Below are 20,177 nucleotides of genomic sequence, written 5' to 3'. Positions count from 1 at the left end.
GATGCCATGACCGACGTCCGCGAGGTCAACTTCGATGGCCTGGTGGGGCCGACCCACAACTACGCCGGCCTGGCCTTGGGCAACGTCGCCTCCATGCGCCACGGCGGCCTCGAGGCCAACCCCCGCGAGGCTGCCCTGCAGGGGCTGGCCAAGATGAAGTCGCTGATGGACGCCGGCTACGCCCAGGGGGTGCTGCCGCCCCAGCAGCGCCCGGATCTCGGCGCGCTGCGCGCCCTGGGCTTCTCAGGCAGCGACGAGCGGGTGCTGGCCCGGGCCGCCGGCGAGGCGCCGCAGATTCTGCGCGCGGTGTGCTCCGCCTCGAGCATGTGGACCGCCAACGCCGCCACGGTGACGCCGAGCCTCGATACCCCGGATGGCCGGGTGCACTTCACCCCGGCCAACCTGCAGTCGAGCTTCCACCGCTTCCTGGAACCCGCCACCACCGGGCGGGTGCTGGCGGCGATCTTCCGCGATGATGCGCACTTCGCCCACCACCCGGCGCTGCCCGCCACCCCGGCGTTCTCCGACGAGGGCGCGGCCAACCATACCCGCCTGGCCGGCGACCATGGCGAGCCGGGGGTGCACCTCTATGTCTACGGTCGCGAGGCGTTCGGCTGGGGCACCGAGGAGCGCCCGGCGCCGCGGCGCTTCCCGGCGCGCCAGACCCTGGAGGCGAGCCAGGCGGTGGCCCGCCAGCACGGCCTCGCCGAGTCGCAAGCGGTGTTCGCCCAGCAGCACCCCGAGGCCATCGACGCCGGTGTCTTCCACAATGACGTGATCAGCGTGGGCAATGGCCCGGTGCTGCTCTACCACGAGATGGCCTTCCTCGACGAGGCGGGCACCCTGGAGGCACTGCGCCAGCGCATGGACGCACCGCTGATCCCGGTGCGCATCCCCGCCGAGGCGGTGAGCCTGGCGGACGCGGTCTCCTCCTACCTCTTCAACTCCCAGCTGCTCTCCAACCCGGACGGCAGCATGACCCTGGTGGTGCCCGGGGAGTGCCAGGAGAACGAGGCGGTGTGGCGCACCCTGCAGGACCACCTGCTGGCCGGAGCGAACCCCATCGGCGAGGTGGTGGTGAAGGACGTCAAGCAGAGCATGCGCAACGGCGGCGGCCCCGCCTGCCTGCGCCTGAGGGTGGTGCTCTCCGCCGAGGAGCGCGCCGCGCTCTCCGGCCGGGTGCTGCTCGACGACGCCCTCTACGGCGCCCTGGTCGCCTGGGTGGAGCGCCACTACCGCGACCGCCTGTTGCCCGAGGAGCTGGCCGACCCGGCGCTGGCCCGCGAGACCCTCACCGCCCTGGACGAGTTGAGCCATCTGCTCGGCATCGGCAGCGTCTATCCCTTCCAGCGGGAGGGAGCGTGACACCCCAGGGCAGCGGCGAGGCCTCCTGCCACTCGACGACCGCGTCATCGCCCCTGGCCGCCTACCGTCAGGCCCTAAGCCACCAGGGCTTCGTCTCCGATTCGTCGCAGCGGTCCGCCGCCGAGGTCCTCGAGGCCTGCTTCGACGCCGTGCATGGCGCATCGCCGATCCCCCAGCCCAGCGGGGTCTACCTGTGGGGGCCGGTGGGGCGTGGCAAGACCTGGTTGATGGATGCCTTCCATCAGGGGCTGCGCGTTCCCGCGCGCCGCCAGCACTTCCACCACTTCATGCGCTGGGTGCATCGCCGGCTCTTCCAGCACGGCGGTACGCCGAACCCCCTGCTGACCCTGGCTGGCGAGCTGGCGGCCGAGGTTCGGGTGCTCTGCCTCGACGAGCTGTTCGTCAGCGACATCGCCGATGCGATGCTGCTCGGCCGCCTGCTGACAGCGCTCTTCGAGCAGGGTGTGGTGCTGGTCTGTACCTCCAACCAGGCGCCGCGGCAGCTGTATGCCGACGGCTTCAACCGTGAGCGCTTCCTGCCGGCCATCGCGGCCATCGAACGTCATATGCGCGAGGTCGCGCTCGACGGCGACCAGGATCATCGCCTGCATCCCGGGCAGACCCGGCAGCGCTACTGGGTCGTAGAGCCGAGGCAGGCGGGCGCCCTGTCGGGGCTCTTCGAGGAGCTGAGCGAGGGGGAGGAGAGGGCGACGACGCCCATCGAGCTGGGGCATCGCACCATCGCGGTGCGTGGGCGCAGCGCCTCGGCGGTATGGTGCGACTATGCCGAGCTCTGCGAGCAGCCCCTGGCGGCGCTGGACTTCATCGAACTGGTCGACCGTTTCGAGCATATCCTGCTGGAGGGAGTGCCCTGCCTGAGCGATGCCCGCCTGGCGGGCGGCATCGCCCGGGGCACCGAGGATGGGGTCAGCCGCGTCGAGGCGGGGGATCGGGAATTGCCGCCGTTGTCACGGCGTGATGACGGCGTGCGTCGCTTCATCGCGCTGGTCGACGAGTGTTATGACCGGCGCACGCCACTCTACCTCGCCGCGGAAGTGCCCATGGAGGCGCTCTATCCCCGCGGCCACCTGGCCTTCCCCTTCCGGCGTACCCTGAGCCGGCTGCGCGAGATGCAGCTGGCCAGGTTCGGCACAGGCGAGTTCCTGAAACGGCGCTGACCCCTTTCCCGTGGCCGAAATTGGTCTATCCTTTGCGGCCATTCGAAGCCGGTCGGCGGGAGGAAGCTGACGTTGAACGCTCTGATCTATTGGCTGGACATGGCGGGGGTGATCGTCTTTGCGCTGTCGGGTGTGGTGCTCGCCTGCCGCACGCGCATGGACCCCTTCGGCATGCTGGTGCTGGCGGCGGTCACCGGCATCGGCGGCGGCACCCTGCGCGACATGGTGCTCGGGGTGGGGCCGGTATTCTGGGTCACCGACCCGACCTACCTGTGGGTCATCCTGGTGACGGTGGGGCTGGCCATCATCGGCTTCCACTACATCCATCGCCTGTCGCGCGGCTTCCTGCCCGTGGCCGACGCCTTCGGACTGGCGCTGTTCGTGGTGATCGGCGCCCACAAGACGCTACAGCTCCAGATGCCCGGCCTGGTGGCGGTGCTGATGGGCATGATGACGGGGGTGGCGGGCGGCATGGTGCGCGATATGCTGGCGCGCCGGGTGCCCATGGTGCTGCGCGAGGAGATCTACGCCACCGCGGCCATCGCCGGCGGCATTGCCTATGTCGGGCTGGATGCCCTGGGCGCTCCCGGCCCCCTGGCCGTCGCCGTGTCGCTGGCCACGACTCTCGGCCTACGCCTGGCCGCCATCCATTGGCACCTGGCGCTGCCTACCTTCGCCTGGGTGGTGATCCCGTCAGCTTCCGAGGCGGCGTCACCCGCCGACCAGAAGGTGGCGCCGCCGGCATCTCCCCACGAACCGCCACGACCCAAGGTGCGGGTGCGCATGATCCGCCCCGAGCAGTCACGGCGCAGGAAGAACCGCCCATGAGCCTGGCGGCTCTCCACCCCCGGCTGCTGGCCTGGTTTGCCCTTGGTCTGCTGGCGCTGCAGCTCTCGGTCTGCGCCCTGCAGCCCTCCGATGGCGACCCTGCCGACCGCCACCGCCAGGCGGCGGCGCTGATCCGCGCCACCTATGACGCCGCCTTGCCCGAGCTGCCTGCCAGCAAGCGGCGCCACTATGCTCAGCGGCTCTACCGGCTGACCGGTGAGCCGCGCTACCTGGCCGAAAACCATGACTACATGGCGCGTCTGCAGGCGCGTCTCGAGAGCGAGGTCGCCACGCTGGCGGTGCCAGGGCGCACCGAGGCGCTGGCGCGTGAAAGCGTCGACGGCTACCCCCGCCGTACCGAGAAGCAGCGTGCCCGGGCGGCGATGCTGGCCGACTGGGGAGAGATCGCCTACGCACGTGGCCTGTTGTTCCGGCTGGTCCAGGCGCACTATCACGGCATCCTCGAGGAGATTTCCGGGCATGAGCGGGCGCTAGACTACCTGGGCGAGCTGCCGTGGGAGGCCTTCCTCACCGACCCCGAGGTGCTGCGCGTCTACGCCGCCCAGGTGGCCAACCAGGTCCACTACCTGCATCAGTTGGGGGTGGTGGACCTGCGTGCCGAGGTCGAGGCGGCGTTCCGGCGGCGCTATCCCCCCGAGAGGGTGGAGGGGCTCGACAACCGCGAGTACCGCAACTGGCTCTATGGCCTGACCCACTTCGTCATCGCCGCCAGCCGCTACTATCAGCAGAGGGTCGATGCCGAGGCGCATGCCTGGGTGCTGGCGGCCTTCGAATCGGACCCCGAACGGATCCTGCGTGAGGCCACCGAGGATATCCAGGCGGAGGTGGCGCTGAGCTTCCTGCTGGCGCGTCAGGAGGAACACCCGCTGGTGGAGCGGGTTCGCGATGCCCTGGTCGCGGCGCTGGATCGCGAGAGCGACATGATCCCGTCCCCGGCAGGCAGCACCGACCCGGCCCTGGGAGAGCATCGCAACGTGCTGGCGATCATGGTGCTGGGCTGGCAGGGCCGGCTCCATCCGGGGCCGTGCTTCGATGGTGGGCCGCCGCCGGGCAGGTGAATCAGAGCTGTGGCTCGATATGCTCGGCGTAGCCCATCGAATCCATCAAAGGTTCATGGCCACCCTGTGCGTCTGGTCATCCGATGAGATGAGCTGTGCCTCCAACTGGTCGCGTATGTGCTCGTACAAGGGGATGAGCTGCCGATTCATTCCGGCTTCTGCCTGTTCGCGTGTGATGCAGTAGGCACTGCGGCGACCATGAAAGTCGATGGTGTCCCCTACCTTGGTGAAGTGGAAGCCTGACATCGAGAGGAGCCGGGGTAGACGCGGCTCCATCATGGCGAAGGCGATGCTCTTGTCCAGCCGTCTGCCCAGCGCATACCCGGAAATGAAGAGTCCGCTGACCAGCATGGAGAAGGTTTCCCGTTCCTTGTCTGTAAACTTGAGGGGGGTGTCGCAGATTCCCGGAACCTCCTTGCCATGAAGCCGGGTTCGAAAGGCCCTGGCCACCGCCAGTCGAGAAATCTCGTAATAGTCAGCAGGGGGCAGCCTTTGAGGATGAAGTTCCGGGTGGGTCAGGCTTCTTCCTCCGTAGCTCTCCATCGGCAAGCGATCGAAAGGCGGCTTCGCGTCCGGCAGCGGCAGCACGATTCTCGTGCAGGCGGCAGTCACGCCGGTACGGCGATGCTCGATCAAGCAGTGGATTGCCCTGTCATCGTAGCCATCGTATTCAAGCTTGTTGACCGGGTCGCTCGGGGGTTCGTAGATCAGTTCTGCACAGTAGATATCGTGTCGCAATCGGTAGACACGACGCTTCTGGCGATCGTCGGAAGCGATCATGAACGAGAACTCGTTCATGAAACGAGCCAGAAGAGGTTGCAGGTCCATCACTTTTCCTTCATTAACTCTGGAAGTGTGCATTCCACCTCTTCCTTGCCAGTTGTCTAGTGGTCGGACGGCTTGACATTATCCTTCCCCGGGAACTCGACAGATAGCCGAAGGCGTCGGCGACACGCCTTGGCTTGCCGAGATGAAAGCCTTGGCCGTATGCGATGCCATAGTCGCTCAGGATGGGCAGGAGCGCCTCCTGGTCGACGAACTCAGCGATAGCCTGCTTGCCGAACCCGTTGGCAATATCGGCGATCGCCTTGACGATGACGCGACTGTTGGCATCGTGTGCCAGGTTGCGGATGAAGCTGCCATCGATCTTGATGTAGTCCACCGGCAATTGTCCGAGATAGTGGAAGCTGCTGAAGCCCACCCCGAAGTCATCCAGGGCGGTGCGACATCCCAGTTCACGTAGTGACTGCAGGACACCACGGGCCGTCGAGAAGTCGGTCACTGCGGCGGTCTCGGTCACCTCAAGGATCAAGTGGCGGGGAGCGACGCCGCTGGAGCAGAACTCGCTGGCCAGGTACTGCGTCAGGCCATCATCGTGGAGGGACTGTCCCGAGAGGTTGATCGCCAGGCTGACGTTGCTGGCGTTGATACGTGCCAGGGCCTGGAGGGCATGACGAATCACCCAGCGGTCGATCTGCAGGATCTGGCCGCTGCGCTCGGCCACCGGGATGAAGGCACCGGGGGAGATCAGCAGGCCGGTCTCGTCGCGCATCCTCAGCAGCACCTCGTAGTGGCGGATGTCGCGATCCTCCAGGCGCACGATGGGCTGCACCATCAGTTCGAAGCCATCCTCCTCCAGGGCGTGGTGGGTGCGCTCCTCCCAGTAGACACGCTCCTGCAGTTCGCCACGCGCCGCGGCCAGGGTCGATAGCAGGTGCCAGCGCTGGCTGCTGGAGGCCTTCGCCTTGTACATCGCCATGTCGGCGCAGGCCATCAGGTCGATGGCGTTGTCACCGTGGACCGGGAACAGGGCGATTCCGATGCTGGCGCCGGCGCGGTGGCGACGATCGCCCACATCGAGCAAGACGGTGGCCAGGATCTGGTTGACCTGCTGGGCGATGCGAGTGGCCAGGGTCTCGCCGGCCCCCACCAGGAGCAGCGCGAACTCGTCGCCGCCAAGCCTGGCCAGGGTGCCGCGGTGGCCGAGCTCCTCGCCGAGCACCGTGGCGACCTTGCGCAGCAGCTGGTCGCCTGCCTGGTGGCCGCTCAGCTCGTTGACGTCCTTGAACTGGTCCAGGTCGAGCAGCAGCAGGGCACCGGAATGCCCCTGGGTGATGGCGCCGTCGAGGGCCTCTTTGAGGAAGCGACGGTTGTAGAGCCCGGTCAGCGGGTCGCGCTCGGCGAGCCAGGTCAGGCGCGCCTCGGCGGTCTTGCGCTCGGTGATGTCCAGGCCGACGGAGATGCGGCCGTCGGGCTTCCCGGGGTTGCCGGGAAGCGAGGCATGGTACCAGGCGATGGTGTGCCGCTTGCCATCGGCGGTAGTGAGGTTGCGCTCCTCCTGCCCCTTGCCATCGCTCCCTGCCAGCGACTGGCGTTGTCCTCCGAAGGCGTCGTCGAAGAGACGCTTGAGCAACAGGGTCTCGCTCACTCCCATCACCGACAGTGCATAGTCGTTGACCAGCGTGATCCGACCATCCGGGTCCTGGGTGACGATGAACACCCGCGCCGTATCCAGCAGGCTGCCGATGAAGTCGCGCTCGTGGGCCAGCTCGTCTACCCGCTGGGCCAGCTGTTCGCCGCGGGAGCGAACCTCGCCCTCGAGGGTCTCGAGCTGGTCGGCCAGGCGCAGGGTGGCACCTTCGAGGATATCGATCTCGTCGGCCAGTCGCGTATCGGGTGGGGGAACCGCGGCGCGGGCCTGGGCGAACTCGCCCCTGGCCAGGTTCGGCAGGATGCCAGAGATGCGGCGCAGGCGAGCCATCGGGCTGAGCAGGATGGCCAGCAACAGCAGCTCGGCGGCCACCCAGCCGCCGAGGCCGGCCATCGTCAGGGTGCGCGTATCCTGGCGAATGGCCTGAATCTGGTCGGTGATGTCGTTGGTGAACAGGACATAGCCGGTGCTGCGGCGATCGCCGTCATCCTCCATGCGCACCGCGCTGAGTTCCATGTCACGCCCCGAGAGCCTGAAGCGGCTGGGGCTCGTGGTGATCTCGCCGAGGGTCGTCACCTCCGTCGCTCGCTGAAGTACCGGCAGGCTCTGCTCCTGTTCGGTCAGGGCGACCAGTTGCCCCTCCCAGCGAGGGAGTTGGCGTTCGGGAGGTATCTGGGAGTCCTGCAGGTCGCCGGTGACCAGCAGGGCGACGTTACCCTCCGCGATCTGGTGGGCCTGGCGCATCAGGTCCGCCAGCGAGCGCGACAGGATCACCACGCCGGCGCTGCTGCCCGCCATGAGGACCGGCACCGCGGCGTACTGGCGGCAGTCGCTCGAACAGCGCAGGGCGGTGAGCGGGGTTTCGGTCTCGATGACGCGGCGCGCCCACTGCTGGACGGGGCGGCCGTTTTCCGCCTGGGGCGTGCCCCACTCCGCGGCGAGGCGGCCATCGGCATCGAACAGCAGGATCTCGTCGACCCCCGACTCCAGCTGCAGGGTCGGCCACTGCGGTCCCAGGCTCTCCAGCAGCTCCTCGCCGGTGCGGCGGGTGAGGGCGGCGCCCAGCCCCTGGGTGGCGGCCACCAGCGAGGCGAGCTGGCGAACCCCCTCCGCGGAGCGCTCCATGGCCAGCCGTATCTCGCCGGCCTGGCGGCTTGCACTCTCGTTGCGGCTCTCCTCGAACTGGCGGGTGAGGTTGGCATGGCCGACCCAGGAGAAGGCCAGCACCAGGCCCAGCACCAGCAGGCTGCTCAGCGCGATGACGCGCCAGGTCAGGCTGAGGCGGTGGCGAGGGGTGAGACGGCTGGCGGGGCTCATGGCGGGGGGATCTCCCTTTCGGCTTCGGAGGCTCAGAAGCGCAGGGAGAGCTGGAAGAGCAGCATGTTCCAGCGGCGCTCGGTCTCCGAGGGGTCCGGGTTGTCCTGTATCGGCAGCCAGCCGGTGCCATCCACATGGTGATATTCGGCCGCCAGCATCAGGCGTGGGTTCACGCTCCACTGCAGGCCCAGGGTGATGTCATCGGCGAACTGGCTGTGGGCGGGGCCGGCGCCGCTGGCTGCATAGGCCTCGCCGTCGCGGTCGTCGCGGTTGCCGGTCAGGCTGTCGTAGCGCACCAGCCACTGCCAGTTGTCATGGAAACGCCGAGCGTACTGGATGTACCAGCTCTCGCCGGTTACGTCGAAGTTCAGGAAGGGGTTGTCGAAGCCCTCGAGCCTGGAGCTTCGTATGGCGTACTCACCGGTGAGGCTCCAGTGCTCGGCGTTATACTGAAGCGAGAGTACCCAAGGCACGAACTCGAAGTCGCCATCGTTGAGTGTCGGCGCATGCGACTCGAATTTTGCCTTGGCTGTTGCCGCGCTGAGGGCCGCGACGATGCGGCCCCATCGTGTTCGTATTTGATCTGGGCGATGGCCGAATCACGGGGCTCGAGGTCGCCTGGGGCATCCTCCAGTCGCATGGTTCTGCGCAGGTCGTCACCGGCCTGAGCCTGGCCGATGCCTATCTGGGTCCTCAGGGTGCCGCTGGGCATCATCTCTTCGTAGTAAAGGCTCAGGCCGTCACCCGACAGGCCGAGCGAGCGGGTCCTGTCGAAGTAGATGGACTGCGGCAGCAGGATGCTGGGCCCGGGTAAAGGCGACATCCCGGGTCTGGTTGTAGAAGCCGAAGGGGTTCTTGAAGCGGCCCACCTGGATGCCCAGCGTGCGCGGCTGGTTGGATATCATCTGGTAATCGATCAGGCCGTAATCCAGGCTCGGTGCGGCATCCTCACCGTCTCACCCGGCTCGGCGGCTGAGTATCTGCGCCGCAAGCAGCACGTTCTCATGTGGACGGATCGAGGCGTTGGCCCCGATCTCGGTGTATTTCAGGCTGCCGTCTCTCTCGCTGCTGGGGCCGAAGACGTTGTTGTCGTCGGTGATCACCAGCGCCTGGCTGAGGAAGCCGTGCATCTGCAGCGTATCCAGGACCCTCTCGTCGGCCCACGCCTGTCCCGCCGGCAGTGCCAGCGTGGCCAGCAGGCCCAGGGCGGCAGGCCCGTCAATCCATCGAAATGACTTGGATACGCTCATCCAGGTACTCCCTTATCCAGATAGCCCACCGCGCCGGGGGTGGTGGCGATTCGCTCGCGCATCTCGGCCTGGTCTCGCACCCGATCCGGTGCCTGGCCGGTGCCCGAGAAGACCATGCGGTCCCACGCCAGCTGAAGTTGATGGGGATAGACGGCCAGCCGCTCCTTGACGAAGCGTTCATGGACCGGGTGGTCGTTGTGCAGCACGAAGACCCGGGCCGACTGGCCATCGGGCCAGGTACGCTGGCGCATGGCGAAGATGGCCCGGGTGGTGTCGCGGGTCAGGCGCTGGGTGGCGACGTCGGCATGGGCCACCAGCAGGGGGCCGGCTCTTCGGATATGGCCTTGCCGCCCGCCACGGCGAGTAAGCAGAGCAGCAGGGTGGCCTTCAGCCACGCCATGGCTCGACCCCGGGTGGCGTCGTATGGCGGAAGGTTGGCGAGGCGTGCTGGCGGGGCGTCATGGCGTATCGGCTTCCCTTGTGTCGGGCTCTGGTTACCTGCAGTCACGGTAGTCGCTTCACGGTGACAGGCCTCGCGCTGACCGTGAACGAGCCGACACGCAGCGGTGTGCCGTGACGGTCATCTTCTGCCTACGCTATATCAAGGGAAGGGAATGTAAAGCGGCACGCTTCAACGCAACCGCTGCCCGGCGGCGCGGCCGCCGGGCAGCGAGGGCTCAGCCGAACACCTGGAAGGTGCCGGCGTTGAGCCACAGGTGGGTGGCGATGCTGGCCGCATAGCCCAGGGCGATCACCGGGGCCCAGCGCAGGTGGCCCATGAAGGTGTAGTTGCCACGGGCCTGGCCCATCAGTGCCACCCCGGCGGCGGAGCCGATGGAGAGCAGGCTGCCGCCGACACCGGCGGTGAGGGTGATCAGCAGCCAGTGGCCATGGGACATCTCCGGCTCCATGGTCAGCACCGCGAACATCACCGGGATGTTATCGACCACCGCGGAGATCAGGCCCAGGGCGATGTTGGCGTTGGTGGCTCCCCAGCCGCTATAGAGGGACTCGGAGAGCATCGCCAGGTAGCCCATGTAGCCCAGGCCGCCGACGCACATCACCACCCCGTAGAAGAACAGCAGGGTGTCCCACTCGGCGCGCGCCACACGGTTGAAGACGTCGAAGGGCACCACGCTGCCCAGCTGGGCCAGCTTCTTGTCGTCGCCGCGACGGGCGTAGCGGGTGCGCTTCTTCTCCAGCGAGCGCGGCAGGGTGCGGCGCAGGAAGTAGCCAAAGAACTGCAGGTAGCCCAGGCCCGTCATCATGCCCAGCACCGGCGGCAGGTGCAGGAAGGTGTGGCAGGCCACGGCGGTGGCCACGGTGAGCAGGAAGAGGAAGATGATGCGTCGGGCGCCGCGCTTGAGCCACACCTCCTCTTCCATGCTGTCCGGCTTGCGGTTCTTGATGAAGAAGCTCATCGCCACCGCCGGGATCAGGAAGTTGACCAGCGACGGCCCCAGCAGCACGAAGAACTCCTGGAACTGGATCATGCCGGCCTGCCACACCATCAGGGTGGTGATGTCGCCGAAGGGGCTGAAAGCGCCACCGGCGTTGGCCGCCACCACGATGTTGACGCAGGCCAGGTTGATGAAGCGCTTGTCGCCCTCGGCCACCTTGGTCACCACCGCGCACATCAGCAGCGCGGTGGTCAGGTTGTCGGCGATGGGAGAGATCACGAAGGCCAGCGAGCCGGTGATCCAGAACAGCTGGCGATAGGTGAAGCCCTTGCGCACCATCCAGCTGCGCAGCACGTCGAAGGCGCGGCGCTCGTCGAGGGCGTTGATGTAGGTCATCGCCACGAGCAGGAAGAGCATCAGCTCGGTGAACTCGAGCAGCGTCTCGCGGAAGGCGTGCTCGGCCTCGGCGGGCATGCCGGCCTGCACGTAGACCCAGCCGATCAGCGCCCAGATGATACCGGCGGCGATCAGCACCGGCTTGGACTTGCGCATGTGCAGCTTCTCCTCGCCCATGACGAGCGCATAGGCGAGGACGAAGATACTCACGGCGACAAGGCCGACCACCGAGTCGGTGAGGTCCAGCTCGCCGGTGACGGCGAAGGCCGCGGGGCTGAACAGCAGACAGGCGAGCACAAGGCATCCCGACCACCAGGCGGGGTGCCGGGGCCGTAAGGTTTGTCGTCCGAAGGATGGCATGGTGTGGAATCCAGGAAAGGGGTGGGTGGGAAGGGTTGGAAAGCGCGTCTATTCTAGCACCGCTAGTGCAGCGCAATATAGGCGCAAAGCCTTACCACCAAAGGAGTAGTGCCACGAACGCGGGGCCTCCGGCTCCCCCGAAGGCGGTTTTGTGGCATCATCTGCCCTCCGGCAGTCGCCGGCCGCTTTCGGATCGCCAACGACGCAGGCAAGTCACGCATGTTTCTCGATGAATTTCATACGCTGGCAGGGGACCGCATCACCATCTCGGCGGAGCAGGCCAGCCGCTTCGCCAAGGGAGTCGCCGGCGACTACAACCCCATCCACAACCCGGATGCCCGGCGCTTCTGCGTCCCGGGGGACCTGCTGTTCGCCATGGTGCTGGCGCGCTTCGGCCTCTCCCAGCGCATGGAGTTCCGCTTCCTCAACATGGTGGGGGACGGCACCCCGCTGCGCTTCCGGGAGCATGAAGACGGGGTGATCCGGGTCTGCGACGACGCCGATAAGTGCTACCTGGAAGTGTCTCGCGGTGGCGAGACCACTCATGACGAGGCAGTGGTGGAGGCCTTCACCCGCTGCTACGTCGCCTTCTCCGGCAAGAACTTCCCCCACTACCTCAAGCCGTTGATGGAGGAGAAGGGGGTGATGTTCAACCCGCGTCGCCCGCTGGTGATCTACGACAGCATGGGGTTTTCCCTGGAACGTCTCGAGGGACTCACCCCCGCGCTGGAGCTGCTCGACTCCTCCCTTGAGGTCAACGGCAAGCGTGGTGACACCCTGCTCGAGTTCCGCATCCAGTCGGGCGGCGAGCAGGTGGGTACCGGCTCCAAGAAGCTGGTGGTCAGTGGCCTGTGCGACTACGACGCCGAGGCCATGAACGAGATCGTCGACGAGTTCTATCGCCTCAAGGCCGCCTACGAGGCCTGGAGCCTGTCAATCTGAGTCGGATCCGCGACCAGCAGGGGGCATGGCAATGATTCGAGCGATACTGGTTGAGGGTGACGGCACTGCCACCCACGGCGATGTCTCGCTGGTCGAGCGCTGGCGTAAGAGCACGGATAGCTACCTGTGGCTCGACCTGCAGGGCGAGCCGCTGGCCCGCGAGCGGGAGCTGCTGGAGGCCTTCGACTGCCACCCGCTGGCGATCGACGACGCCCATCGCGATCGGCATCCGCCCAAGATCGAGGAGTTCGAGGGCCACACGCTGATCATCTACCGCGGGATCGGCTCCTTCGATGCCGAACTCAACTTCGTGCCCCAGCGCGTCGCCTTCTTCGTCGGCGAGCGTTTCCTACTCAGCCTGCACCCCGACACGGCGCTCAGCCTCGATCGCCTCTACGGTGCCGAGGGTGAGCGCTTGCTGCGACGCTCACCGGAGCATGTGGCACTCAGGGCCATGTACCTCTCGGCAGGCTTCTACCTGGACAGCCTGCTGCAGTTCGAGAACCAGCTGAGCGACCTGGAGGATGGCCTGGTCGAGGGCGGCGATGATGCCCTGATGCGTCTGCTGATCGGCTATCGCTCGCGACTGGTGAAGATGCGCCGGGTGTTCAACTACCACGTGGGGATCACCCAGGAGCTCACCGCCTACGACTACGCCCATCTGCCGCGGGATGTCGACGAGACCCTCCACGCCATCAACGACGTCCACGAGCGCTTCGAGCGCCTGCACAGCCTGACCCAGATGTACTACGACATCTGCGGCGACCTGATCGACGGCTATATCTCGCTCTCATCGCACCAGCTCAATATCACCATGCGCCTGCTCACGGTTATCACCGCCATCTTCATCCCGCTGACCTTCCTGGCCGGCATCTACGGGATGAACTTCGCCCATATGCCCGAGCTCGGCTATCGCTACGGCTACTTCGTTCTGCTCGGCGTGATGCTGGCGATCGCCGTCGGCTTGGTCTGGCTGTTCCGACGCATCCGCTGGCTATAGCGACAGGCGCGGCAAGGTAGGTGCTGCAAGGTAGGTGCGGCGAGGTATCAGACCGGTGCGGCGCTGGCCAGCGGCCAGCCCTCGGCCTCCAGGCGTTGCCAGACGGCCTCTCGGCCGTCCTCGTCGAGGCGTGACCAGGCGGTGATCTCGTCGAGGGTGCGGCCGCAACCCGCGCAGAGGCTGTCCGCGGGGCGTACGCGGCAGATCTGCACGCAGGGCGAGGCCGGGCGCTGCCGGCGGACGTCGCTCATGGCTTCACCTTTCCGCGCAGGGCCTTGGTCCTGCCCTTGCGGGTCTTGGCGTCGACCCGGCGGCGCTGGGAGCCGCGGGTCGGCCGGGTGGGCTTGCGCACCTTGCGCTGCTTCACCGCCTCGCGGATCAGTTCGCGCAGCCGCTCCAGGGCATCCTCGCGGTTCTGTTCCTGGGTGCGGAAGCGCTGGGCCTTGATGATCACCACGCCGTCCTGGCTGATGCGCTGGTCACCGAGCGCCAGCAGCCGCTCCTTGTAGAAGGGCGGCAGGCTGGAGCGCTGGATATCGAAGCGCAGGTGGATGGCGCTGGCCACCTTGTTGACGTTCTGGCCGCCGGCGCCCTGGGCACGGATCGGGTTCAGCTCGATCTCCCAGTCGCCGAGCTCAACGCTGTTGGAAATTTTCAGCATCATGGTTCCCTGGCGGTCAGGATCGGCGCAGCGGCTCGAGCAAGCCGCCCAGGCCGTTGTGGTCGATCTCGTGCATCAGCGCGAGCAGGCGGCCCAGCTCGCTATCGGGAAAGCCCTCGCGGGCGAACCACGCCAGGTAGGGGCCCGGCAGGTCGGCGAGCAGCCATCCCTGGTACTTGCCGAAGGGCATGCGCATCCTCACCAGCGTCAGCAGGTCCTCGGGGTTCACGTTGCATCCTCGCGGGTGATGGAATTGGCGGAGCCATGCTACCCGGATCAGGTCGCCTTGCCCATGGCCGGCAGCTCCACCAGCAGCGACTGCCCCGAGAGCCCCTGGGTCACACGGCTGGCGAGGATCTCCAGGATGCCGTCATGCTCGCCCACCAGCCGCGTGGTGGTGACGGTGAGCCCGGGTGACGCCGCCATCGCCTGCTCGCAGATCTCGGCGATGTCGCCCCCCTCACCAGCGTGGCGGCCGGGGGAGAGGAACAGCATGGCCAGGATCACCTCGCGACCGGCCAGCGCCCGCGAGGCCAGCAGGTCGGCCAGCAGCGGCTCGTTGAAGCGATACTCGTCGCCATCGCGCCGCTCCATGGAGGCGAAGGTGACGCAGCCGGCCTCTTCACTCAGCAGCGCCCCGAGCTGCCCGGCCACATAGTTGCGCACCGCGGCGACCTCGGGGATCGGGCTGCCGTGATCGACCAGCACCACCGTCGGCCGCTCGAGACCGCCAGCGTGCTCCATGACCTGGCGGACATTGTCGGCCAGCAGCCGGGCCAGGCGCAGGTCGAGCTCCGCGAGGGTGTCCACCAGCGGCGCCGCCACCTTGATGGAGAGCCGCGGGTACTCTGCCTGCACCTCCGCCAGGCGCTCCGGCAGGTAGCGGGTCAGCGCCTGGCTGGGGCCGAAGAAGAAGGGCACGATGAAAAGCTCGGTCACGCCCTCCGCCGCCAGGCGCTCGGCCAGCGGGCCCAGTGTCACCGCCTTCTCCCCCTCCAGCTGCTCGGCGGGGATCTTGTGGGAGTGCAGCAGCGAGGCGGCTTCCACCGGCTCCCCGGTTGCCTTGGCCAGGGCCCTGGCCAGGCGACGCAGGTTGAGCGTGGCCTGGGGGCGCAGGGAGCCGTTGTCGACGAGAAGGATGCGTTTCATGTAAGCCTCGGAGGATGGGGCAGAGAGTGGGTGGCAGGGCACCTTGGCGGCGCGCGGGCAACCGGGCGGGAAGGGCTTCACACTACCCAGCCGTTGCGTCGCTGAAAAGTCCGCCGGCCAGGGCTATCGCAGATAGCCTGGCTGCTCGATAGCTCGGGGCTGATCTGGCGATAAGCCTACGAGGAGGCGCTGTAAATACCTCCCTGTACGCTACCTCGGCCGTCCCTGGTCCTCGGACCTCCTCTTCGGCTTATCCCCAGCGCCCCTTGGTTCGGTAACTGCGATAGCCCTGGTCCGCCGGCAAAAGGCGGTGCAAGGGGAGGACGAGGCGTGGAACAATGAGTCTGTTAAGCAACCATCAGACGCGATGCGACATCAACCGAGCGAGGTCCCATGAATCCCACCATCGAACTGCTCAAGTCCCACCGCTCCGTGCGCAAGTTCACCGACCAGCCTGTCTCCCGGGAGCTGCTGGAGGAGCTGGTCAGTGCTGGCCAGGCCGCCGCCACCTCCAGCCACGTGCAGGCCTACAGCGTCATCCACGTGAAGAACCAGGCGAACCGTGAGGCGATCGCCGAGCTGGCCGGAGGGCAGGGCTACGTGGCCACCTGCGGCGCCTTCCTGGTGTTCTGTGCCGACATGAAGCGCCCCACCGAGGCGGCCGAGCGCACCGGTGCGCGGGTGGTGCGCGGCATGACCGAGCAGCTGCTGGTGGCCAGCGTGGATACCGCCCTGATGGCCCAGAACGTGGCGATTGCCGCGGAATCGGAAGGGCTGGGCATCTGCTACATCGGCGGCATTCGCAACAATCCCCAGCAGATCAGCGACCTGCTGGGCCTGCCGGACCATGTCTACCCGGTGTTCGGCATGTGCCTGGGCTATCCGGCCCATGATCCCGACGTGAAGCCGCGCCTGCCGGTCGAGGCGATCCTCAAGGAGGACACCTACAGCGACGACAGCGAGCTGGTGGCGGCCTATGACGACGCCATGCACGCCTACTACCAGTCGCGCAAGGGCGGCCCCAAGGACACCACCTGGTCGCAGAACCTCACCCCGCTGTTCGACACCAAGCTGCGTCCGCATATGCGCGAGTTCCTGGTCAAGCGCGGCTTCGAGATGAAGTGAGGGCCACGCCCCGAGTTCAGGCGTCGCTGCCCTCGAACACCTCGGGGTAGCGACGCCTGGCGCGCAGCAGGCGCCAGATGGTGATGGCGTTGGTGACCACCACCAGCGCCTCGGCCAGGGTGCCGCCCACGGCGCCTGCCAGCAGGTGGCTGAGCATCCAGGCCACGGCCGCCAGTCCCAGCATCACGCGCATGGGTATGCCACGCAGCAGGAACATGCCCACCGTGCCCAGCACCATCGCCACCACGGCGGGCAGGTCCGCCCAGCCCTGCCAGGTCGCCAGCGCCGCCACGCCGCTGGCGGCCAGCACCCCGGCCATCACCTTGCCGCTGCCCGGGTAGCGGCGGGCCAGGGTGATGCGCACGATCACCAGCAGAGTCAGCGCCGCCGCGGTCCAGCTCTCCAGGAACAGGAACTGCAGGGCGAAGGCCACGTTGGCCGAGATCAGCAGCACCAGCAGGCGCTCATCCTGCTTGCTGGCGAAGGCCAGGATGCACAGCAGCAGTGCGACAAGGCCGAAGAACTGGCCCGCCATGGCGGTGGTGCCTTCCAGCATGGTGGTCTCTCTCCCGAATGATCAGGCGCCCAGCATAGCGGTTGAGGGCGCGGTTGACGCAAGGCACCTGCGCCACGCATCTTGGCAGGGTCGCAAATCGCTGGAGCCGTCATGGAAACGCTGCTCAATGCCCGCTCGGATGTGAGCCAGGCGGCGCTCGCCGCCATCGCCCATATGCCCACCACCAGCCTGCCGATGCTGATGGATGATGACTTCGCCCGCCGGCTCACCGACGCCGACTTCATGCGCATCGCAGTGCTGCTGGCGCAGAAAAGCTTCGATGAGGGCGGCTGCCCCATCGGCGCACTGATCATCGACAACGCCACCCGGCGCATCGTCGGCAAGGGGCACAACACCCTGGTGCAGGAGAACCATCCCTATCACCACGGCGAGACCTCCGCCATCCGCGATGCCGGGCGCATCGACTTCAGCCGCACCACGCTGTTCACCTCGCTGAGCCCCTGCGAGATCTGCGCCACCCTGCTTACCATGCGCGGCTTCTCCCGGGTGGTGGTGGGCGATGTCACCAACGCCTCGGGCACCGAACCGCTGCTGCAGAGCCGGGGCGTGCTGGTCGAGATCCTCGAGGACCCGCGCGGCGTCGAGCTCTACGCGCGCTTCCGCGCCGAGAAGCCCGAGCTCGACCTCGAGGACTGGAAGGGACTCTGCGCCACGCGCTGACCCTGCGGGCACCGCCATCCCGACTCATCCCGGCCGGGGAGCGGCGCTCGAAGTGTTCCAGAGCAGGGTCAGTCCAGCACGACCAGGTGGTTGGGCAGCTCGTTGCGCTCGTGGGTGGCTGGTACCTGCTCCTTGAGATGCTCGCCGCAGGCCTCGATGCACTCGAGGAAGCCCTGCAGGGTCTCGCCCTCCTTCACCCGGCGGGTGAAGGCCGCCACGATGGACTGCCAGGTCTCGTCGCTGATGCGGGCCGAGATGCCCCGGTCGACCAGGATCTCCACGTAGCGCTCGGCCTCGGAAACGAAGATCAGCATCCCCGTTCCCCCCTCGGTATGGTGAAGCTCCTGCTCCAGGAACTGTCGCCGGGCGAGGTTGCCTGCGCGCCAGTGTCGAACCGCTCTCGGGATCAGCCGGGTGGTGATGGCGGGGCGGCGGAACACCAGGCCCACCACGATGAAGGTCACCCATTGCACCAGCGTCAGCTCCCAGGCAGAGAACCAGCCGGGAAAGTAGTTGATCGCACCGGGCACCACCAGGGCCAGCAGGCCCGCCCAGAGCAGCGGGATATAGGCGTAGTCGTCCGCCCGCGGTGCCAGCACGGTGACCAGTTCGGCATCGGTGTCGCGCTCGACCCGATGAATCGCCTCGCAGACCTGGCGCTGCTCGTCTTCGCTCAATAAAGCCATGGGGGTCGTGATCTCCGAATCCTGAATGTCATGTCGGTGTCGCCACCGGAAGGGGAAGGCCGGCCTACCAGCCGCCGGACGCACCGCCGCCGCCGAAGCCGCCGCCGCCTCCGCCGAAACCACCCCCACCGCCGAAGCCGCCGCCACCGCGCGACCTACCGCCCAGGGCTCCGCCCAGCAGCATGCCGCCCAGCAGGCCACCGCGACCACCGCGCACCAGGCTCATGACGATCACGAACAGCACGAAGAAGAGAATCGATGCCGGCCCTCGGGGGCCCTGCTCTCCGGCCGTGGCGCCGGAAGTGGCGCTGGTATCCATGGGTTCGCCACCCAGCACCCGGATCATCGCCGCCACGCCCTCGCTGATGCCGCGGGCATAGTCACCCTCGCGGAAGGCCGGCGTCAGGGTCTGGTTGATGATCGCCGAGGACTGGGCGTCGGTCAGTCGGCCCTCGAGGCCGTAGCCGACCTCGATGCGCACCTTGCGCTCGTTGGGCGCGACGATCAGCAGGGCGCCGTTGTCCTCCTCCGCCTGGCCGATGCCCCAGTGGCGTCCCAGCTGATAGCCATACTCCTCGATGGTGACGCCCTGCAGCTCCGGTAGGGTGGCGACCACCAGCTGCTCGGTAGTGGCCTCCTCGTGGGCCGCCAGCTGCGCGCTCAGGCGTGACTCGGTGGCCGGGTCGAGCAGTTCGGCCTGGTCCACCACGCGGCCGGTCAGTTCGGGAAAGTCGAGCTCCTGTCCTTCACTCTCCCGGGCCTGGAGGCCGAGGGCGGTCGACAGCAGCAATGCGAGTAGCGGAATGCGCAGAAGGTCGCTCATTCAAACTCCACCTGGGGGGCCTGGTCCGCGTTCTCGGTCGTGGCCTCGAAGCTCTCGCGAAGCGCCATGTCGCTGTAGAGGATGGTGTGCCACAGGCGACCGGGGAAGGTGCGGATCTCGGTGTTGTAGCGCTCGACCGCGGTGATGTAATCGCGCCGCGCCACGGCGATGCGGTTCTCGGTGCCCTCCAGTTGCGACTGCAGGGCCAGGAAGTTCTGGTTCGATTTAAGATCGGGATAGCGCTCCGATACCGCCATCAGCCGGCTCAGCGCGCCGGTCAGCTGCTGCTGGGCCTGCTCGAACTGGCGCATCTTCTGCGGGTCGTCCAGCGACTCGGCATCGATCTGGAACGAGGTGGCCTTGGCTCGCGCCTCCACCACGGCGGTCAGGGTCTCCTGCTCCTGACGGGCGAATCCCTTGACCGTCTCGACCAGGTTGGGCACCAGGTCCGCGCGCCGCTGGTACTGGTTCTCCACCTGCGCCCAGGCCGACTTCACCTGTTCGTCATAGGTGGGGATGTTGTTGACGCCGCAACCCGTCAGCAGCACCGCCATGATCAGCACAAGGGCGAACCGCCAGACGCGAGGGTCGGGTAGCGTGGAGTGTCTCGTCGGCATGGGGGCAGTCATCCTGTCGATGTGAGTCGATGTGAAGAGAAGACCCCAAGGTACAGCTCGGGCCGATGTGAAGGAAGCGACGCCATGCAGAGATGCCTCTAGCCGACATATCAAGGACCGATGCTGACCATCACCGGCGACCTAGCTCTGCCCGGTTACACCAGCTCGAGCTCCTCCAGCACGGCGGCCAGCGCCTGCCGGCTCTCTCCCTCAAGCGTCTTCAGGGGCAGCGGCAGACAGGGCGACTCGGCGAGCCCCAGCAGCTCCGCCGCGGTGGCCACCACCCGCAGGCTGCCGCCGTGCCGACGGAACAGCGCCCAGAGTGGCTCGAGC

The 20,177-nt window shown here is 67.2% G+C and carries 22 protein-coding genes; 8 read left to right on the top strand and 14 right to left on the bottom strand.

The features are described from left to right. Nucleotides 1–6: 6 nt before the first annotated feature. From astB to Q673_RS30730, 4 genes are all read left to right on the top strand, one after another. The gene (astB, locus tag Q673_RS30740) at nucleotides 7–1,365 is read left to right on the top strand and encodes an N-succinylarginine dihydrolase (protein WP_023006583.1); all 1,359 of its coding nucleotides are present in this window, start codon (nucleotides 7–9) and stop codon (nucleotides 1,363–1,365) included. Further along, nucleotides 1,362–2,543 (top strand): cell division protein ZapE, encoded by a 1,182-nt coding sequence (gene zapE / locus Q673_RS30735; RefSeq protein ID WP_023006582.1) that lies wholly within the window; start codon nucleotides 1,362–1,364, stop codon nucleotides 2,541–2,543. The genes astB and zapE overlap by 4 nt, the downstream gene beginning before the upstream one ends. Before the next feature lie 72 nt (nucleotides 2,544–2,615). After that, on the top strand, nucleotides 2,616–3,371 hold the full coding sequence (locus Q673_RS0118540; protein WP_023006581.1) for a trimeric intracellular cation channel family protein: 756 nt from the start codon (nucleotides 2,616–2,618) through the stop codon (nucleotides 3,369–3,371). Further along, nucleotides 3,368–4,450, top strand: a complete 1,083-nt coding sequence (locus Q673_RS30730; RefSeq protein ID WP_023006580.1) for a DUF3541 domain-containing protein — start codon at nucleotides 3,368–3,370, stop codon at nucleotides 4,448–4,450. Before Q673_RS0118540 ends, Q673_RS30730 begins: the two co-directional genes overlap by 4 nt. A 45-nt stretch (nucleotides 4,451–4,495) precedes the next feature. Here Q673_RS30730 and Q673_RS30725 read toward each other — a convergent pair whose 3' ends face one another. The 6 genes from Q673_RS30725 to nhaD all read right to left on the bottom strand — a co-directional run bounded on the left by Q673_RS30725 (nucleotide 4,496) and on the right by nhaD (nucleotide 11,541). After that, nucleotides 4,496–5,278 (bottom strand): PEP-CTERM/exosortase system-associated acyltransferase, encoded by a 783-nt coding sequence (locus Q673_RS30725; protein WP_023006579.1) that lies wholly within the window; start codon nucleotides 5,276–5,278, stop codon nucleotides 4,496–4,498. Nucleotides 5,279–5,291: 13 nt separating this feature from the next. Continuing rightward, nucleotides 5,292–8,198 carry a bifunctional diguanylate cyclase/phosphodiesterase gene (locus tag Q673_RS30720; protein ID WP_023006578.1) on the bottom strand — a complete coding sequence of 969 codons (2,907 nt, stop codon included), beginning with the start codon at nucleotides 8,196–8,198 and terminating at the stop codon, nucleotides 5,292–5,294. A 32-nt stretch (nucleotides 8,199–8,230) separates the two neighbouring features. Further along, nucleotides 8,231–8,671 (bottom strand): hypothetical protein, encoded by a 441-nt coding sequence (locus Q673_RS37170; RefSeq protein WP_023006577.1) that lies wholly within the window; start codon nucleotides 8,669–8,671, stop codon nucleotides 8,231–8,233. 483 nt (nucleotides 8,672–9,154) lie between these two features. Next, nucleotides 9,155–9,448 carry a hypothetical protein gene (locus Q673_RS37165; RefSeq protein WP_023006575.1) on the bottom strand — a complete coding sequence of 98 codons (294 nt, stop codon included), beginning with the start codon at nucleotides 9,446–9,448 and terminating at the stop codon, nucleotides 9,155–9,157. Beyond that, nucleotides 9,445–9,762 (bottom strand): hypothetical protein, encoded by a 318-nt coding sequence (locus tag Q673_RS30710; RefSeq protein WP_023006574.1) that lies wholly within the window; start codon nucleotides 9,760–9,762, stop codon nucleotides 9,445–9,447. The genes Q673_RS37165 and Q673_RS30710 overlap by 4 nt, the downstream gene beginning before the upstream one ends. A 363-nt stretch (nucleotides 9,763–10,125) precedes the next feature. Then, nucleotides 10,126–11,541, bottom strand: coding sequence for a sodium:proton antiporter NhaD (nhaD, locus tag Q673_RS30705; protein WP_023006573.1), 1,416 nt, complete (start codon nucleotides 11,539–11,541; stop codon nucleotides 10,126–10,128). Nucleotides 11,542–11,823: 282 nt separating this feature from the next. On the opposite strand from nhaD, the gene Q673_RS30700 reads away from it, so the two are divergent. Then, nucleotides 11,824–12,546: a DUF3581 domain-containing protein gene (locus Q673_RS30700; RefSeq protein ID WP_023006572.1), complete on the top strand. Its 723-nt coding sequence runs from the start codon at nucleotides 11,824–11,826 to the stop codon at nucleotides 12,544–12,546. 31 nt (nucleotides 12,547–12,577) lie between these two features. Further along, the gene (locus Q673_RS30695) at nucleotides 12,578–13,546 is read left to right on the top strand and encodes a magnesium transporter CorA family protein (protein ID WP_023006571.1); all 969 of its coding nucleotides are present in this window, start codon (nucleotides 12,578–12,580) and stop codon (nucleotides 13,544–13,546) included. 47 nt (nucleotides 13,547–13,593) lie between these two features. Here the strand turns inward: Q673_RS30695 and Q673_RS30690 are convergent, their stop codons facing one another. Genes Q673_RS30690 through Q673_RS30675 form a run of 4 tightly spaced genes read right to left on the bottom strand, consistent with a single transcriptional unit; the run spans nucleotide 13,594 to nucleotide 15,356 of the window. Further along, a complete protein-coding gene (locus Q673_RS30690) occupies nucleotides 13,594–13,797 on the bottom strand; it encodes a DUF1289 domain-containing protein (protein WP_023006570.1) in 204 nt (67 codons plus the stop codon). Then, nucleotides 13,794–14,207 carry an alternative ribosome rescue aminoacyl-tRNA hydrolase ArfB gene (arfB, locus tag Q673_RS30685; protein ID WP_023006569.1) on the bottom strand — a complete coding sequence of 138 codons (414 nt, stop codon included), beginning with the start codon at nucleotides 14,205–14,207 and terminating at the stop codon, nucleotides 13,794–13,796. The genes Q673_RS30690 and arfB overlap by 4 nt, the downstream gene beginning before the upstream one ends. Before the next feature lie 16 nt (nucleotides 14,208–14,223). Then, entirely contained in the window at nucleotides 14,224–14,436 is a 213-nt protein-coding gene (locus tag Q673_RS30680) for a DUF3820 family protein (protein WP_023006568.1), read from the bottom strand. A gap of 47 nt (nucleotides 14,437–14,483) precedes the next feature. Continuing rightward, nucleotides 14,484–15,356 carry a sirohydrochlorin chelatase gene (locus Q673_RS30675; protein WP_023006567.1) on the bottom strand — a complete coding sequence of 291 codons (873 nt, stop codon included), beginning with the start codon at nucleotides 15,354–15,356 and terminating at the stop codon, nucleotides 14,484–14,486. A gap of 393 nt (nucleotides 15,357–15,749) precedes the next feature. On the opposite strand from Q673_RS30675, the gene nfsA reads away from it, so the two are divergent. Further along, entirely contained in the window at nucleotides 15,750–16,481 is a 732-nt protein-coding gene (gene nfsA / locus Q673_RS30670) for an oxygen-insensitive NADPH nitroreductase (protein ID WP_023006566.1), read from the top strand. 16 nt (nucleotides 16,482–16,497) lie between these two features. Here the strand turns inward: nfsA and Q673_RS30665 are convergent, their stop codons facing one another. Next, entirely contained in the window at nucleotides 16,498–17,037 is a 540-nt protein-coding gene (locus Q673_RS30665; RefSeq protein WP_023006565.1) for a YgjV family protein, read from the bottom strand. Between the two features lie 111 nt (nucleotides 17,038–17,148). On the opposite strand from Q673_RS30665, the gene Q673_RS30660 reads away from it, so the two are divergent. Further along, entirely contained in the window at nucleotides 17,149–17,718 is a 570-nt protein-coding gene (locus tag Q673_RS30660) for a nucleoside deaminase (protein WP_023006564.1), read from the top strand. A 68-nt stretch (nucleotides 17,719–17,786) separates the two neighbouring features. On the opposite strand, the gene Q673_RS30655 is transcribed toward Q673_RS30660, so the two are convergent. The 3 genes from Q673_RS30655 to Q673_RS30645 form a co-directional block, all read right to left on the bottom strand. Further along, nucleotides 17,787–18,404: a TPM domain-containing protein gene (locus tag Q673_RS30655; protein ID WP_031218392.1), complete on the bottom strand. Its 618-nt coding sequence runs from the start codon at nucleotides 18,402–18,404 to the stop codon at nucleotides 17,787–17,789. A 64-nt stretch (nucleotides 18,405–18,468) separates the two neighbouring features. Then, the gene (locus Q673_RS30650) at nucleotides 18,469–19,227 is read right to left on the bottom strand and encodes a TPM domain-containing protein (protein WP_023006562.1); all 759 of its coding nucleotides are present in this window, start codon (nucleotides 19,225–19,227) and stop codon (nucleotides 18,469–18,471) included. Further along, nucleotides 19,224–19,844 (bottom strand): LemA family protein, encoded by a 621-nt coding sequence (locus Q673_RS30645; protein ID WP_031218391.1) that lies wholly within the window; start codon nucleotides 19,842–19,844, stop codon nucleotides 19,224–19,226. The genes Q673_RS30650 and Q673_RS30645 overlap by 4 nt, the downstream gene beginning before the upstream one ends. Nucleotides 19,845–20,177: the final 333 nt, after the last annotated feature.

This window comes from Halomonas sp. PBN3 (assembly GCF_000475415.1).
Lineage (GTDB): Bacteria > Pseudomonadota > Gammaproteobacteria > Pseudomonadales > Halomonadaceae > Halomonas > Halomonas shengliensis.
This window is presented reverse-complemented; position numbering and strand designations above follow the sequence as displayed.